Below are 15,922 nucleotides of genomic sequence, written 5' to 3'. Positions count from 1 at the left end.
GTTCAGCGGTTGGCCAATGGCTTGGCAGCTTTTTGTACCTGGTCCCAGACCCGCAGGAAGTTGCCTCCCCAGAGCTTGGCGATATCGGCTTCGGAGTAGCCGCGCTGGATCAGTTCCGCAGTCACGTTGCGCACTTCGCCGACGTTCTCCCAGCCCTTGAGGCCGCCGCCGTCGTTGAAGTCCGAGGCGATGCCGACGTGGTCGATGCCAACCTTGCGCACGGTGTAATCGATGGCATCGCCCAAGTCCTTGAGGGTGGCCTTGGGTTCTTCTTCGAGGATGGCGTACAGCGCACTGGCGTATTGGCCAAACTTTTGTTCTGGCCAGGCCGAGATGATCGGGTCGCCGGGCATCAGGGCTACGGCCAGGTTGGGCAGTGGCTGCAGGTCGAAGCGCGCGCGCAACGCGTTGAGTTTGTCCTGGGTGGGCTGGCTGAGGGGGCGCAGGTAAGCTGGGAAGCCCACCACCTGAACGACACCGCCGCTGTTCTTGATCAGTTGCAGTTCCTTGTCGCTGAGGTTGCGTGGTATGTCCACCGACGCCCGTGGCGCCGAGTGGGAGGCCACCATCGGTGTGCGGCTCAGTTGCGCAACTTGCTCCAGGGCCTTGGTGGACATCTGCGAGACATCAATGATTACCCCCAGGTCATTGAGGCGATGCACGGCTTGCTTGCCGATATCCGAGAGGCCGTCGAGGGCATCGGGTGAGTCATTGAAAAACGGCAGTGGGCGTGACGAGTCCGACCAGGCGTTGTTGCCGATGTAGCTGAAGCCGAACATGCGCATGCCGCGCGCGGTCCACAGGTTCAACTGATTAAGGTCATCACCCAGCGGGTAGGCGTTGAGCATGCTGATAAAGATCGCAAACTTGCCTTCGCCATGCAGACGCCGGAAATCATCCGGGGTGTAGGCAATGCCCACTTGGTTGGGGAAGTCGCGAACCATGCCGGAGATGATCTTGTAGCGAGTCTCCTGCTGGTGGCGGGCTTCTTCGACAAAACCCGCGGTGGGCTTGTGGGGCGCATTGGGGCCGTTCCACATTTCCGGCCAGCCGAAAATCGTCAGGGCTGCACCCGACAGGCGCCCCCGGCTGGCCTTGGCCAGGTCGAACTGGCCGCTGCCGTCCTTGTCGGCTTCGTTGCCGGCGGTACCAAAGTTGAGCGGCACGGTGATGTGACTGTCGAACGACAGCAGGCGGTCCTGCATCTCATTGGCCTGCTTGATTACCGCCAACGGGTACCCGGCATTGCCCCTGAACCAATGGTCCCAAGCCAGGAATCCGGCCCCGGCGCCAATGGCCAGGACCAGCGGCAGGCCGAAGTACAACGCCTTTTTCGAACGTGGTTTTGTCATTGCCATCTCAGTCAGTTGAGGCCTTTGCTATCTGGGATGAACGAGCGATGGGCGGGAAAATTTAAGCCTGCGAGGCGCGGTGCTAAATTTCCCCTGTCAGCGAACGTTCTAGCTTGGATAAAGCCTGCTTGATGGCTGACACAGGTAAAGCAATGACGATTTCTCGACGAGGGTTCATCGCCGGCCTGGCGCTGACTGGCGCTGCAGTGCCTGCGGCCTTTTATGCCCATCGCGAGCTGACGCGTGAAGAGTTTCCGATTACCCCGGGCGAAGCCACGGTGGATCTGGCAGACACCGCCGGCCAGCATTTGGCGGACAGCCTGCGTGGCGTTTGGCATGTGCAGTTGGCAGGCCGCGATGCCGGCCTGAAAGGCCTGCCCCTGGAAGGCCTGGAATTGCTCCTCGACGTTGCCCCGCGTGGGCGTGGCCTGCGGGGCTACCTCGACACTGGCGAACAACTGCGTGCCGACGGCGAGCCGCGCTATCGTGTGTTGGGTGACCTGACTCCCGGCGACGGGGCGCATCTGTACTGGCGCCTGATCGACCGCGATGCCGTGGACGGGGCTCCAGCCTACGAGTTCACAATGACCCTTGATGAAGTCTGGGCCGAATTCGGTAACGCCGGCAGCGGCACCCTGAGTGGGCAGATCCTCAGCCTGGACCGCCCATTGGCCCTGCTCGAACGGGACAATCATTTTGTCGCCACCAAGCGGCTGTTTCCCGAGGCGCGTGAGCGCATCGGTCTCAACCCGGTTCTATTGGCCTGGTTGATTGCTCCCGAACATCGCCTGTTTCACCAGCTCTGGCACGCTTCCCGTGACCAGTGGCACAAACTCTCCGAAGACAAGCGTAATGCCTTGCGGGGGATCGGCTGGCAGCCTGGTCCGCGTGACCGGGAGCGCGATGCACGGGGGCCGCGCAAGGATCGCAACGGTTCGGGCATCGACTTCTTTTTCATGCATCGGCACATGCTGGGCGCCGCACGTTCGATGCAGGACTTGCCATCGTGGACGTACTTCCCTCAGCCACAGCCGGGGCTGGAGCGTGATCGCCAGGGGTTTGTGCGTTATTTCGACAATCATGACGGTTTCGCGTTGCCGCCTACCTGGATGGCGGCGAATGACAGTGCGTATACCCAGTGGGTCAGCGATATCAAGGCGGCCGAGACTTACCACAGTAACTTTGAGGTCTGGGAGTCGCAGTACCGCGACCCGCGCTACCTGGCGAAACTCACATTGGGGCAGTTCGGCTCGGAGGTGGAGCTGGGCCTGCACGACTGGCTGCATATGCGCTGGGCCTCGGTGCCGCGGGACCCGTCCAACGGCGCGCCGGTGCCTTTTGCACGGGACCCGGCTGACTTTGCCGCGCGTTGGTACGTGGCAGAGAATGACTTCCTTGGAGATCCGTTTTCTTCTCACGTGAATCCGGTGTTCTGGCGTTTTCATGGTTGGATCGATGACCGCATCGAGGATTGGTTTCGTGCCCACGAGCGTTTTCATCCGGGTGAAGTGAGCCGGCTGGAGGTCAACGGCGTGCCCTGGTTTGCGCCGGGACGCTGGGTGGAGGTGGATGACCCGTGGCTGGGGCCGGACACCCATGGTTGCAGCATCACGCCGGGGTTGCAGATGGGCAAGTCGATGGAGATGGACCCGGAAACCATGAAGCTGGCGCTGCGGATTACCTTCGGGGCGGATGAGGACAAGCTGGCCGAGCTGTTTCGCAAGGTGCCGAAGCGTCCCTGGTATGCGCGGCATTTGAAGGTCAAGGAGCGGGTGCTCTAAAGGGCGCCGCTCAACGGTGGGAGCCGGGCAAGCCCGGCTTTCATTCAGTTGATTGTGCTTGCTGGCACCTGCCAGCCGCCCCCCAGCGCCTTATACAGCGCAATGCTTGCGTTCAGCCGTGATCGGCGCAATTGCACATTCAAATCCTGCGCCGCGTATAACGTACGCTGCGTCTCCAGCACCGTCAGCAAGTCCTCCGCCCCGGCTTCATAGCGGCTCTGGGCAATCTCAAAGGCAGTCTGCGCCTCCCTCAGTTCCTCGCTCTGCCACTGACGCTGCGCATCCAGCCCGCGAATGCTGCTCAGGGCTTTTTCCACATCGGCAAAGCCATTGATGATCGCTCCCCGGTACGTCTGCAGCAGCTCATCCTGGCGCGCCCGGGCCTTGTCCCGCTCGGCGCTCAGGCGGCCATTGTTGAAGATCGGTGCGACCAGGCCGGAAGTGAGGTTGTAGAACGGGCTGCGCACTACGTCGGCGAGCTTGTTGGCACCCGAGCCAAGGTCGGCACTGAGGGTGAGGGTGGGCAACATGGCTGCCCGGGCGACGGTGACGTCTGCCTGGGCTGCTGCCAGCCGGGCCTCGGCACTGGCGATGTCGGGACGGCGGCTGAGCAGTTGGCTGGGAACACCGGCGGCGATGCCCGGCCAGTTCAATTGGGCGAAGGGTTGCGGGGCCAGGTGCAGGTCCTGCACCGGTGTGCCCAGCAGTGCCGCGAGGCTGATCAAGGCCTCGTCGGCCTGTTGCTGTGCCAGCGGCAGTTGGCGTTGTTGTGCGGCCACGAGGCTTTTTTGCTGGGCCAGTTCCAGGGCGGTGGCGGAGCCTGCATCGTGGCGAGTCTGCACCAGCTTCAACACGTTTTGGGCGTTGTCCAGGTTGAGTTGGGCGATGCGCAGTTGCTCACGCAATGACAGCCACTGGGTATAGCTGGTCGCAACACCGCTGAGCAGGGTCAGTTCCACGGTGGCCTGGTCGAACTCGCTGGCGCGCACCTCTTCCACGGCGCTGTCCCGGGCGGCGCGCTTGCCACCCCAGAAATCAATTTCGTAAGTGGCGCTCAGGCGCGCATCGAAGTAATCCACGGCCTTGTTGCTGCTGGTGGCATCCAGCTGCCTGTAGCCCTTGCCCCGCAGCAGCTTCTGGCGGTTTGCATTGAACGCGCCGGTGAGTTCAGGCAGCAACGGTGCGCCGGCTATCACTGCGCTGGCCTGGGCCTGGCGCACCCGGGCCATGGCGCTGGCCAGGTCGTAACTGCCGCTGCGGGCCTGTTCGATCAGTTGGTTGAGCTGGGGGCTGTCGAAACTTGTCCACCATTGTTGGTTGGCCCGCAGCGCCGTTGCGTCGCTTGCGCTGTGCCAGGCGGGCGGTGGTTGCATGCCTGCGCCCGGACGCGGTGCGGGGCTGCTGCAGGCGGCCAGCAGCAGGCTGGCGGCGAGGAGGGTCAGGGACACTTTCATAGGGCGATCATTCACTGGTAAGGGCCTTGACCGGGTCAAGTCGAGCGGCTTTGCGGGCCGGCATGAAACCGAAGATAACGCCGGTGACCAGGGCGCAGAAGAAGGCCCCCACGGCGGCCGGAATCGAGAACGCGACGGCCACGTTGCTGAGGATCAGCACGCCGCCCACCAGCAGGGCGAGGCCGATGCCGGTGACGCCGCCGACCACAGAGAGCATCACCGCTTCAGTGAGGAACTGGCGCAGGATGTCCCGCTGCCGCGCCCCGGTGGCCATGCGAATGCCGATTTCCCGGGTGCGTTCACGTACGGTCATCAGCATGATATTCATCACCCCGATACCTCCCACCAGCAGCGAGATCGCGGCAATCGAGCCGAGCATCAGCGACAGGGTATTCTGGGTGCGTGCCTCGGCCTGGATCATCGCGGCATTGTTGGTCAGTTCAAAGTCGTGCTTGCCGTTGTGCAGGCGCAGCAACAACTGATTGATAGCCTGTTCGGCGTCGTGCACGTTGCGCGCGTCGGCGGCGGCAATCACTACGTATTCGGGGTTATAGCTGCCGAACAAGCGCACGCTGGCGGCAGAGTAGGGGATGGCGATACGGTCGTCGCTGTCTTTGTCGCCGGAGCTGGCGCCTTTTTCGGCGAGCACACCGACCACCTGGAATGGAACGTTTTCGATCAGGATGTATTGCCCGATCGGGTCGGTCACATCCTTGAACAGCTTGTCGCGTACCCGTTTGCCGATCACTGCCACCGTGGCTCCGGCGCGCTCGTCGGCCTCGGTGAAGTAACTCCCCTCGACCACTGGCCAGTTGAAAATGGCCGGGAAATTGGTGTCATTGCCCCCGACATACGCCATATGGTCGACGTTGCCAAAGCGAACGCCGGCCTCTGCGCCGTTCACCGGCATGATGCGCTTGACCTGAGGCAGGGCCGCCAGGGCGGCCACGTCGTTGAGGGTGATCACGCCGGGTGGTGTGCGCGGGTTGGGTGCCGACCCGCTGACGTAGAGGATATTGGAGCCGAAAGCGCCCATCTGCGCCATCACCTGGCGCTTGCTGCCTTCGCCCACCGCCAGCATCACCACCACCGACGCCACGCCGATGATGATCCCCAGCAGCGTCAGCGCCGTGCGAAAACGGTTGATCCACATCACCCGCCACGCGGCTTGCACGGCATCCAGCAGCTCGGCTTTCCAGGCGCCGTTGTGCTCGGCGCCATCGGCCAGGCGCTGGCGCAGGTCCACGGCTTGCAACGCGCCGGAGATGGCCACGGGGGGCGTCTCGCTGGTCTCGGCAGAGTCGCTGATGATCAGCCCGTCGCGGATCTCGATGATGCGATTGGCCCGCGCCGCGACTTCGCGGTCGTGGGTGATCAGGATGACCACGTGGCCCTGGCTGGCCAGTTCGTCCAGCAGGGTCATGACCTCCGCGCCGCTGTGGCTGTCGAGGGCGCCGGTGGGTTCGTCGGCGAGGATGATATGCCCGCCGTTCATCAATGCCCGGGCAATCGACACCCGTTGTTGCTGGCCGCCGGAAAGCTGGTGCGGGCGGTTGCCGGTGCGCTCGGCCAGGCCCAGGCGCGTGAGCAGGGCCTTGGCGCGGGCATGGCGTTCGGCGGCGCTGATGCCGGCATAGATCGCCGGCATCTCGACGTTTTCCTGGGCCGAGCCGGAAGGGATCAGGTGATAGCCCTGGAACACGAAACCGAAGGCCTCGCGGCGCAGCCAGGCGAGTTCGTCGCTGTCGAGCTGGGCGACGTTCTCTCCGGCGAACAGGTAGTCGCCCTCGGTGGGGCAGTCGAGGCAGCCGAGGATATTCATCAGCGTGGATTTGCCGGAGCCGGAAGCGCCGACAATCGCCACGAATTCCCCGGCATGGATCGCCAGGTCGATGCCGCGCAGCACATCAACCTGCGGCGTGTCGCCGCCGCCGTAGGATTTGCGGATGCCCTTGAGTTCGATCAGTGGGGTCGACATTCAACCTCCGCTGCCATCGGCCGGGCCGATCAGCAGGTGATCGCCTTCCCTCAGGCCTTCCAGCACCTGGACTCGCAGGCGGTCGCTGAGGCCCAGGCGGATTTCGCGTTGCTCGATGCTGCCGTTTTTCGCCACCACGCGGGCGATCTGTTTGTCGCCGCCGAGGCTGCCTTGCAGGGCGGCGACCGGCGCGGTCAGCGTGTCCCTGGCCAGGCCGGCGACGAAGAATACCTGGGTGGTCATTTCCGCCATCAAGGCGTTATCGGTGTTGTCGACGTCCAGCAGCACCGTGTAAAGCACCACTCGCCCGGTGCCGCTTTTGCTGGCGCTGCTCGGGCTGCCACCGCCCTGGCTGGTTTCGTTGAGCGGCTTGGGCGGGATCGGCAAAATCTGCCGTACGGTGCTGGTCCAGCGCCGGCTGCCGCCGCTCAGGGTGGTGAAGTAGGCCGTCATGCCGGGTTTGACATGGCCGATGTCGGCTTCCGAGACTTCGGCCCATACGGTCATCGGCGAAAGCTTGGCGATCCGCAGGATCAGCGGGGTTTGCTGCTGGGCGTTGAGTGTCTGGCCTTCCCGGGCGTCCACCGCGACCACGGTGCCGCTCATTGGCGCATAAATGCGCGTGTAGCCCAACTCTGCCTCGTCACTGCGCAGGCTGGCCTTGGCCTGGCGAATCTGCGCCAGGAACATGTCGACCCGCGCCTGGGTGGCGCTCAGTTCGGCCCTGGCAGTTTGCACGTCTTCTTCCCGGGTGGCGTTACCGGCTTCCAGGCGTTGCTGGCGCTGGTACTTCTGGCGGGCCAGTTCGTGCTGGGCCCGTTGCTCCTGCAACTGGGCCTGCAGGTTCTCGATGGCATAGCGGCTGGCGTCGAGCTTGGCTTTTTGCGTGGAGGGGTCGATCTCTACCAGCAATTGGCCTTCCTTGACCTGGGCACCGGCCTCGACGTGAATCTTCTGGATCTGTCCGGACGCCTGGGCGCCCACGTCGACGTAGCGCCGGGGTTGCAGGGTACCCAGGGCCGTGACGCTGCTTTCGATATCGCCCCGCGTCACAGTGACGGTCGCCAGCTTGTCCCGGCCCGACGGCAGGACCTGCCAGGCTGCTAAAGCGATGATGGGGATGAGGCACGCGACCACAAGCAGGGCGCGTCGGGCAGGTCGAGGACGTTTCATGCACAGTTCCAGCCAGGAAAGATCGGCCCGCAGGAGCGGGAAGCTGACAGGTAGACGAGGAAATTGTCCGGGGATTTAGGCCGTTACATATGCCGTTACAGGTGTGTCAGGCAAAATAATTGGCCGGCGTTGCAAGTCTTGTTTAAAACTAGATGAGAATTACTATAAATTACACGCACCTCAAACTGCCATCATCGAATCGGCCGTTATCTTCGTACTCAAAGGACCTAATGCCGCCTACAGGCGGTCGGGAGTCATGTTGGAAGACTACTATCGCGAGCTGGTGTGTTTCCTCAACGCCAAGCTGGGCAACCGTCAGGTGGCCGAAGATGTGGTGCATGACGCTTATGTGCGGGTGCTGGGGCGTGCCAGCGAGGTCCCGATCGAGCAGCCCCGGGCGTTTCTCTATCGCACGGCGCTGAACCTGGTGATCGACGGTCATCGGCGCAACGCCCTGCGCCAGGATGAACCCCTGGAAGTACTCGACAGCGAGGAGCGTTTTTCGCTGTCTTCGCCCCATCACTGCCTGGACCACGGCCAGCGCCTGGAAATGCTTGAGCGCGCGCTGGCCGAGCTGCCGGCGCTCTGCCGTGACAGTTTCCTGTTGCGCAAGCTCGACGGCCTGTCCCACCTGCAAATCGCCGAGCGCCTGGGTATTTCCCGCGCGCTGGTGGAAAAACACATCGTCAATGCCATGAAGCATTGCCGGGCGCGCATGCGTGAGTGGGATGCGCACTGATTCCAGCGTTAGCTAAATTTTATTTCATTGTCCTCGTCTCCTATCAACACACGACCTGTTGCTGTGCCTTCAGGTCTCTGAGGCTTTCCCGCCCCACTGCCACGGGGCTTATCCAGAGGACACTGGAATGACACAGGCAATTGCATCGCCCGCCGTTCACGACCTGATCGGTATCGGGTTCGGCCCTTCGAACCTGGCGCTGGCCATCGCCCTGCAGGAACGCGAGAAAGCCCAGGGCAAACTGGACGTGCTGTTCCTCGACAAACAGGCCGACTACCGCTGGCACGGCAACACCCTGGTCACCCAGAGTGAATTGCAGATTTCCTTCCTCAAGGACCTGGTGACCCTGCGCAATCCCACCAGCCCTTATTCCTTCGTCAATTACCTGAAGGCCCACGGGCGCCTGGTGGATTTCATCAACCTGGGTACCTTCTATCCGTGCCGCATGGAGTACAACGACTACCTGCGCTGGGTCTCCGGGCAGTTCCAGGCGCAAAGCCGCTACGGCGAGGAAGTGCTGGCCATCGAGCCGATCCTGCATCAGCAGCAGGTAGAGGCGCTGCGGGTGATTTCCCGGGACGCCCAGGGTGAACAGCACGTGCGCACCACCCGCTCGGTGGTGGTCAGCGCCGGTGGTACGCCGCGTATTCCGGCGTCGTTCAAGGCGCTCAAGGATGACGGTCGGGTGTTCCATCACTCCCAGTACCTGGAACGCATGGCCCAGCAACCGTGTGTCGACGGCAAGCCGATGCGCATCGCGATCATCGGTGGTGGCCAGAGCGCAGCCGAGGCGTTTATCGACCTCAACGACAGCTTTCCGTCGGTGCAGGTCGACATGATCCTGCGCGGCTCGGCCCTCAAGCCTGCGGATGACAGCCCGTTCGTCAACGAAGTGTTCTCGCCGGAGTTCACCGACCTGGTGTTCCAGCAGAACGGCAGCGAGCGCGAGCGCCTGGTCAACGAGTACCACAACACCAATTATTCGGTGGTGGACCTGGACCTGATCGAACGCATCTACGGGATCTTCTACCGCCAGAAAGTCTCCGGCATTGCCCGTCACGCGTTCCGTACCCTGACCACCGTGGAAAAAGCCACGGCCGGGCCGCTGGGTGTGGAGTTGGCGCTGCGCAACAACGCCACCGGCGAAACCAGCCTCAACCATTACGATGCCGTCGTACTGGCCACCGGTTACGAGCGCCAGATGCATCGTCAGTTGCTCGCACCGTTGGCCGACTATATGGGCGACTTTGAAGTCAGCCGCGACTACCGCATCGTCACCGACGAGCGCTGCAAGGCCGGCATCTACATGCAGGGCTTCAGCCAGGCCAGCCATGGCCTGAGCGATACCTTGCTGTCGATCCTGCCGATCCGTGCCGACGAGATTGCCGCGTCGCTGTACGAGTACGACCGCAGCCGCGGCAAGAGCCGTTCGGTGCAGGACGTGTTGCTGGCCACCGCCAGCTGACAGGCTGCACTTGAACCGCGGGGGCGGCTGCTGATACTGTACAAAAAACCAGTATCGGTAGAAGCCCCATGCAGTTGATCGAAAAACTCAGCATCCTCGCCGACGCCGCCAAGTACGACGCGTCCTGCGCCAGCAGCGGTGCGCCCAAGCGCAGCTCGGAAGGCAAGGCGGGGCTGGGTTCCACCGATGGCATGGGCATCTGCCACAGCTACACGCCCGACGGTCGCTGCGTGTCGTTGCTCAAGGTGCTGCTGACCAACTTCTGCCTCTACGACTGCCAATACTGCGTCAACCGCCGCTCCAGCGACGTGCCCCGTGCACGCTTCAGCCCGGAGGAGGTGGTGACCCTGACCCTCGACTTTTACCGGCGCAACTGCGTCAGCGGGCTGTTTCTCAGCTCCGGAATCATCCGTTCGGCCGACTACACCATGGAGCAGCTGGTGCGGGTCGCCAAACTCCTGCGCGAAGAGCATGACTTTCGCGGCTACATCCACCTCAAGACCATTCCCGAAGCCGACCCGGCACTGATTGCCGAGGCGGGGCGGTATGCCGATCGCCTCAGCGTGAATATCGAGTTGCCAACGGACAAGAGCCTGCAAACCCTGGCGCCCGAGAAGCAGATCGTCTCGATCAAGCAGGCCATGCAAACCATCTATACCGGTGAGCAGACGGTGCTCAACGAACCCCGCGCGCCGCGTTTCGCGCCGGCCGGGCAGAGCACGCAGATGATCGTCGGCGCCGATGACACCGACGACAGCACCATCCTCCACAGCGCCGAGGCGTTGTACGGCAATTTCAAACTGCGCCGGGTGTATTACTCGGCGTTCAGCCCGATCCCCAACAGCCCGAAAAGCGTGCCCCTGGCCGCGCCGCCGCTGATGCGCGAGCACCGCTTGTACCAGGCGGATTTCCTGTTGCGCAGCTACGGGTTCAGCGCCAATGAACTGTTTGAAGGGCCGGGCGACCTGGCCCTGGATATCGACCCCAAGCTGGCCTGGGCGCTGGAGCACCGCGAGGTGTTCCCGCTGGACTTGAACCGGGCCGAGCCGACGCTTATTGCGCGCATTCCCGGAATTGGCCTGCGCACCACCCAACGGCTGGTGGACCTGCGTCGCCAGCGCAAGATCCGCTTCGAAGACCTGGCGCGCATGCGGTGTGTGCTGACCAAGGCCAAGCCGTTTTTCATCACCAGCGACTACCACCCGCAGCAAGCGGAAAGCACCAGCGTGCTGCTGCGCGAACAACTGCGCGACCGCCCGCAGCCGCAGCAAATGGGGCTGTGGGGATGATCAGCCTGGAATGCGACAACCTGTTCAGCACCTGGCGCGAGCAGGCGCGCTGGTTGCTCAGCCATCAGATCGACCCCAGCCACGTGAGTTGGGGCGTGGCCGAGGTGGCGGACCTGTTTGCCACCGACGAGCAGTACCCGGCCGAGTGCGGGCCGTTCCAGGCGCGGATTCCCAAGGCGCTGCTGGAGCTGCTGGAGTCTGCCGCGTGTTATCACGGTGAACAGCGCTGGAGCCTGTTGTATGAGGTGCTGTGGCGCGTCAGCCATGGGGACCGCACGGCGATGATGTCGGGGGACAAGCTGGGCAGCGAATTGCAGCGGCGGATCAAGCAGGTGCAGCGCGAGGCCCATCACCTGCATGCGTTTGTGCGGTTTATCGCATTGCCGGCAGAGGCGGGGCCGCAGTTGCCGGAGTACGTGGCGTGGCATGAGCCGGCCCACGACATCTTGAAGGTGGCCAGCCAGCATTTTGTCGGGCGCATGGGGCGTCATCGCTGGATGATCGCCACGCCCCTGGATGGGGTTTATTACGACGGGGAGCAGTTGATTCACCAGCGGCAATGCCCGGTGGAATGGCAGGCGTTGGCGCAGAATGTCGAGGATCCCCACAGTGCGATGTGGTTGACGTACTACAGCCATATCTTTAACCCGGCGCGGTTGAATCCGAAGGTGATGGAAGGGCATTTGCCGAGCCGGTTCTGGAAGAATCTGCCGGAGGGCAAGTTGATTCCGGGGCTGATCAGCGAGGCGCGCACGGGCAAGCAGCGGGATGGGCAGGCGAAGATGATTGGGGCGCGTCCAGGCAAGCGAATTTCAAGCGGGCACGGTTAAAGGTGGGAGCGGGCTTGCTCGCGAATGCGGTGTGTCAGCAGCACATCCAGCGACTGATACACCGCATTCGCGAGCAAGCCCGCTCCCACATTTGATCTCTATTGCCTGTAGGGGCGGATTCAGGCCAGTTCGGTGGCGGTGTTTTTTACGACCGCCAGCTCGGGATGCGCCACCAATTTATCGATGTGCAATTCATCATTGTTCAGCCAGGTTTCCGTCAGCACGCGGTAGTGCTCCATGTCCCGGCAGCGCATGCGCAGGCTGTAGTCGAACGGCCCGCTGATCAACTGGCACTCGAACACTTGCGGGCAGGCTTTGACACATGCCTCGAACGCCTTCTGCGCCGAGCGCCCGCTCTGGTTGGAGAGGGCCACCAGCACCAGCAGTGACAGCCCCGGCGAGACCATCTGCACGTCGATGATCGCCCCATAACCCCGGATGACCCCGCGTCGTTCCAGCTTGCGTACCCGTTCCAGGCACGGCCTGGGCGTCAGGTGCACCAGCGACGAGAGTTTTTCGTAGGTGATGCGTCCCTGGTGCCGTAACACGTCGATGATGGCTTCATCGATGCGGTCCAGCACAGGTGAGGCGTTCGGTCCGGTGGCCTTGGTATCCATGGTGTGTGGTGTTCACTTCAATCGGTTGGAAAGAAATTGCTGCAAGCGTTCGCTGTTCGGCTGGTCGAGGATTTCGGCTCCGCCTTGTTCCTCGACGCGGCCCTGATGCAGGAACAGCACTTGGCTGGACACCTGGCGGGCAAAGCCCATTTCGTGGGTGACCATGAGCATGGTACGACCTTCCTCCGCCAACGTCTGTATGACTTTGAGCACTTCTCCTACAAGTTCAGGGTCGAGGGCCGAAGTGGGTTCGTCGAACAGAATGATCTCCGGTTCCATCGCCAGGGCCCGGGCGATGGCCACGCGCTGTTGCTGGCCGCCGGAGAGGAATGCCGGGTATTGGTCCGCCACCCGGCCCGGCAGGCCGACCTTGTCGAGGTACAGGCGTGCGCGTTTTTCCGCCTCGGCGGCGCTCACCCCCAGCACCCGGCGCGGCGCCATGGTGATGTTTTCCAGCACGGTCATGTGGCTCCACAGGTTGAAGTGCTGGAACACCATGGCCAGGCGGGTGCGCAGGTTCTGCAATTGCGCCTGGTGCGGCGCGCGCGTGCCGGCGCGGCCTTGCTGCATTTCGATGCTGATGCCATCGAGGGTGATAACCCCGGCGTCCGGCTGTTCGAGGAAGTTGATGCATCGCAGCATCGTGCTCTTGCCGGAGCCGCTGGCGCCGATCAGGCTGATCACGTCGCCGTTGCGCGCGTTCAGTGAAACGCCCTTGAGCACCTCATGCTCGCCATAGCGTTTGTGCAGGCCTTCGACCTGGAGTTTGACGTTGGCGTTTTCGGCCACGGCGACCGGCTGGGTAGCGGGGCGTACATCGGTGGGATAAGCGGCCAGGGCCTGCGCGGACTGATTCATGGGTTAGCCTCGGGTAGGAACAAGAAAACGCATCCAGCGACGTTCGGCCAGTCGAAACAGGCCCACCAGTGCAAAGGACAGCAGCATGTACAACAGGGCAGCGATGCCGAAGGCCTGGAACGTCAGGAACGTCTCGGCGTTGGCGTCGCGGGCCACCTTGAGGATGTCGGCAATGGTGGCGGTGAACGCCAGGGACGTGGCGTGCAGCATCAGGATCATTTCATTGCTGTAGGCCGGCAGTGCGCGACGCAGTGCGGCGGGCACTACCACAAACAGGTTCAGGCGCCAGCCATGCAGGCCGTAGGCCTTGGCGGCTTCGATCTCGCCGTGGGGGATGTTGCGAATCGCCCCGGCAAAGATTTCCACGGTGTAGGCGCAGGTGTTCAGTACAAACGCCAGCAGCGTGCAGTTCAGTGCATTGCGAAAAAACTGGTTGAGCAGGGCGTTGTCCTGCACCACGTCCAGGCCGTAGAGGCCGGTGTAGCAAATCAGCAACTGGATATACAGCGGCGTGCCGCGAAACAGGTAGGTGTAGACCTCCACTGGCCAGCGGATCCAGAAGTGTTCCGAGACCCGCGCGATCGCCAGCGGGATCGACAGGATGAAGCCCAGCACCACCGAGATAATGAACAGCCACAGGGTCATCGCCACCCCGGAAAAGCCGTTACCGTCGGTGAACAGGTAGGCCAGGCCGTATTGCTGGATCAGTTCGATCATCGCGCCATCCCCTTGATGCCCACGTTGTAGCGCCGTTCCAGGCGTTTGAAGATGCGGTTGGAGAGGGTGGTGATCACCAGGTACACCAGGCCCGCGAGGATCAGGAAATACAGCGGGTCATTGGTGGTCTTGCCGGCGTTTTGTGCGGCCTTGACCAGGTCTGACAGGCCGATGATCGACACCAGCGCGGTGGACTTGAGCAGCACCAGCCAGTTGTTGCCCAGGCCCGGCAGGGCAAAGCGCATCAGTTGCGGGAACAGCACCAGGCGAAAGCGCTGCCAGCGGCTCAGGCCGTAGGCGGTGGCGGCTTCGAGTTGGCCGGCGGGCACGCTGAGAATCGCCCCGCGAAAGTTTTCGGTGAAATACGCACCGTAGATAAAACCGAGGGTGATGACACCGGCGGTGAACGGGTCGATTTCGAAGTAGGCCCAGCCGAGCATTTCACTCAGGTCGTTCAGCCACAGTTGCAGGCTGTAGAAAATCAGCAGGATCAGCACCAGGTCCGGCACGCTGCGAATCAGCGTGGTGTAGAGCGTGGCCGGAACCCGCAGCAGCTTGACGCTGGAGAGCTTGGCGGCGGCGGCGAGCAGTCCCAGAGACAGGCTCAGCAGCAGCGCCAGGAACGCCAGCTTGACCGTCATCCAGGCACCCTGGGCCAGCAGCGGGCCGAAGCCTTGCAAGTTGAGGAGTTCATTCATGGGAAGTATCTCGATGGGGCGCAGAGTTTTACGGTGGGAGCGAGCTTGTGTGGGAGCGGGCTTGCTCGCGAAGACAGAGTTTCAGTCAATACATGTGTGACTGACCCACCGCTTTCGCGAGCAAGCCCGCTCCCACACAAGCTCGCTCCCACATGAGGCGTCACTCGTTGTAGATGTCCTGATCGCCGAAGTATTTCTTCTGGATCTGCGTGTAGGTGCCATCGGCCTGGACGGCGGCGATGCCTTTGTTGATCAGCTCCACCAGGTCCTTGTCGTTCTTGCGCAGGCCCATGGCGATGTCGAGCGGCAGGGTCGGGTCCTTGAAGGCCGGGCCGGTCTTGAAGTCGGCACCTTCAGGCTTGGACAGGAAGTTGAGCTGGGCTTCAAGCTTGTCGGTCAGGGTGGCGTCGAGGCGACCGTTTTGCAGGTCGGCGTAGTTCTGTTCCTGGGACTGGTACGCCTTGATCTGCGCGCCGAGCTTGGCCAGGTGCGCACGGGCGTAGGCTTCCTGCAGCGAGCCTTGCAGCACGCCGACCTGTTTGCCTTTCAGGGATTCGGGGGTGTCGCCGAAGTCGGCGCTTTTGCGGGTGATCACCGAGGTCGGGCTGAGGAACAGCCGGTCGCTGAAGTCGATGACTTTCTGGCGGGCCGGGGTCACGGCCATGGAGGACATGATGGCGTCGAACTTGCGGGCGCGCAGGGCCGGGATCATGCCGTCGAATTCGTTGTGGACCCACACGCATTTGACTTCCAGCTTGGCGCAGATGGCGTTGCCCAGGTCGATGTCGAAACCTTGCAGGCTGCCGTCGGCGGCGACGGATTCAAACGGTGGGTATTCGGGGAAAACCCCAAAGCGGATTTCTTTCCATTCCTGAGCCTGGGCAGCGGTTGCGGCCAATGGCAGGAGCAGCGCAGCGAAAAGTGATCGGAGCGGAGTCATGTGTATTCCCTATATTTTGTAATTGATGTCA

At 62.7% G+C, this 15,922-nt stretch carries 14 protein-coding genes; 5 read left to right on the top strand and 9 right to left on the bottom strand.

Going from position 1 to position 15,922, the window contains the following annotated elements; all coding sequences use genetic code 11:
• Positions 1-2 precede the first annotated feature (2 nt).
• The gene (gene pvdM, locus JV201_RS19620) at positions 3-1,352 is read right to left on the bottom strand and encodes a pyoverdine-tailoring dipeptidase-like protein PvdM (RefSeq protein ID WP_219405942.1); all 1,350 of its coding nucleotides are present in this window, start codon (positions 1,350-1,352) and stop codon (positions 3-5) included.
• A 152-nt stretch (positions 1,353-1,504) separates the two neighbouring features.
• Here pvdM and JV201_RS19615 point away from each other — a divergent pair, with 152 nt between their 5' ends.
• A complete protein-coding gene (locus tag JV201_RS19615; protein WP_219405941.1) occupies positions 1,505-3,133 on the top strand; it encodes a PvdJ/PvdD/PvdP-like protein in 1,629 nt (542 codons plus the stop codon).
• A gap of 44 nt (positions 3,134-3,177) precedes the next feature.
• Here JV201_RS19615 and JV201_RS19610 read toward each other — a convergent pair whose 3' ends face one another.
• From JV201_RS19610 to JV201_RS19600, 3 genes are read right to left on the bottom strand one after another with little or no spacing between them, the layout of a single operon-like run.
• A complete protein-coding gene (locus tag JV201_RS19610) occupies positions 3,178-4,587 on the bottom strand; it encodes an efflux transporter outer membrane subunit (protein ID WP_219405940.1) in 1,410 nt (469 codons plus the stop codon).
• A gap of 7 nt (positions 4,588-4,594) precedes the next feature.
• Complete coding sequence (locus JV201_RS19605; protein WP_177029408.1) at positions 4,595-6,565, bottom strand: MacB family efflux pump subunit; 1,971 nt, start codon at positions 6,563-6,565, stop codon at positions 4,595-4,597.
• Positions 6,566-7,738 carry an efflux RND transporter periplasmic adaptor subunit gene (locus tag JV201_RS19600; protein ID WP_219405939.1) on the bottom strand — a complete coding sequence of 391 codons (1,173 nt, stop codon included), beginning with the start codon at positions 7,736-7,738 and terminating at the stop codon, positions 6,566-6,568. It lies immediately after the preceding gene.
• Between the two features lie 256 nt (positions 7,739-7,994).
• Here JV201_RS19600 and JV201_RS19595 point away from each other — a divergent pair, with 256 nt between their 5' ends.
• The 4 genes from JV201_RS19595 (at position 7,995) to JV201_RS19580 (ending at position 12,061) form a co-directional block, all read left to right on the top strand.
• Positions 7,995-8,477, top strand: coding sequence for a sigma-70 family RNA polymerase sigma factor (locus JV201_RS19595; RefSeq protein WP_308340725.1), 483 nt, complete (start codon positions 7,995-7,997; stop codon positions 8,475-8,477).
• A 127-nt stretch (positions 8,478-8,604) separates the two neighbouring features.
• Positions 8,605-9,942: a lysine N(6)-hydroxylase/L-ornithine N(5)-oxygenase family protein gene (locus JV201_RS19590; protein ID WP_177041542.1), complete on the top strand. Its 1,338-nt coding sequence runs from the start codon at positions 8,605-8,607 to the stop codon at positions 9,940-9,942.
• A 68-nt stretch (positions 9,943-10,010) separates the two neighbouring features.
• On the top strand, positions 10,011-11,231 hold the full coding sequence (locus JV201_RS19585; RefSeq protein ID WP_003208568.1) for a putative DNA modification/repair radical SAM protein: 1,221 nt from the start codon (positions 10,011-10,013) through the stop codon (positions 11,229-11,231).
• Positions 11,228-12,061, top strand: a complete 834-nt coding sequence (locus JV201_RS19580) for a TIGR03915 family putative DNA repair protein (RefSeq protein WP_003208569.1) — start codon at positions 11,228-11,230, stop codon at positions 12,059-12,061. The genes JV201_RS19585 and JV201_RS19580 overlap by 4 nt, the downstream gene beginning before the upstream one ends.
• A gap of 119 nt (positions 12,062-12,180) precedes the next feature.
• On the opposite strand, the gene JV201_RS19575 is transcribed toward JV201_RS19580, so the two are convergent.
• The 5 genes from JV201_RS19575 to JV201_RS19555 form a co-directional block, all read right to left on the bottom strand.
• Positions 12,181-12,678: an Lrp/AsnC family transcriptional regulator gene (locus tag JV201_RS19575; RefSeq protein WP_003208571.1), complete on the bottom strand. Its 498-nt coding sequence runs from the start codon at positions 12,676-12,678 to the stop codon at positions 12,181-12,183.
• Between the two features lie 12 nt (positions 12,679-12,690).
• Complete coding sequence (locus JV201_RS19570) at positions 12,691-13,536, bottom strand: ABC transporter ATP-binding protein (protein WP_003208573.1); 846 nt, start codon at positions 13,534-13,536, stop codon at positions 12,691-12,693.
• A 3-nt stretch (positions 13,537-13,539) separates the two neighbouring features.
• Complete coding sequence (locus JV201_RS19565; protein WP_003208574.1) at positions 13,540-14,253, bottom strand: ABC transporter permease; 714 nt, start codon at positions 14,251-14,253, stop codon at positions 13,540-13,542.
• Positions 14,250-14,951, bottom strand: coding sequence for an ABC transporter permease (locus JV201_RS19560; RefSeq protein ID WP_087694493.1), 702 nt, complete (start codon positions 14,949-14,951; stop codon positions 14,250-14,252). The genes JV201_RS19565 and JV201_RS19560 overlap by 4 nt, the downstream gene beginning before the upstream one ends.
• Before the next feature lie 160 nt (positions 14,952-15,111).
• Complete coding sequence (locus tag JV201_RS19555; RefSeq protein WP_003212870.1) at positions 15,112-15,891, bottom strand: ABC transporter substrate-binding protein; 780 nt, start codon at positions 15,889-15,891, stop codon at positions 15,112-15,114.
• Between the last annotated feature and the right edge of the window lie 31 nt (positions 15,892-15,922).

Source organism: Pseudomonas sp. Colony2 (assembly GCF_019382755.1).
In the GTDB taxonomy this organism is placed as follows: domain Bacteria; phylum Pseudomonadota; class Gammaproteobacteria; order Pseudomonadales; family Pseudomonadaceae; genus Aquipseudomonas.
This window is presented reverse-complemented; position numbering and strand designations above follow the sequence as displayed.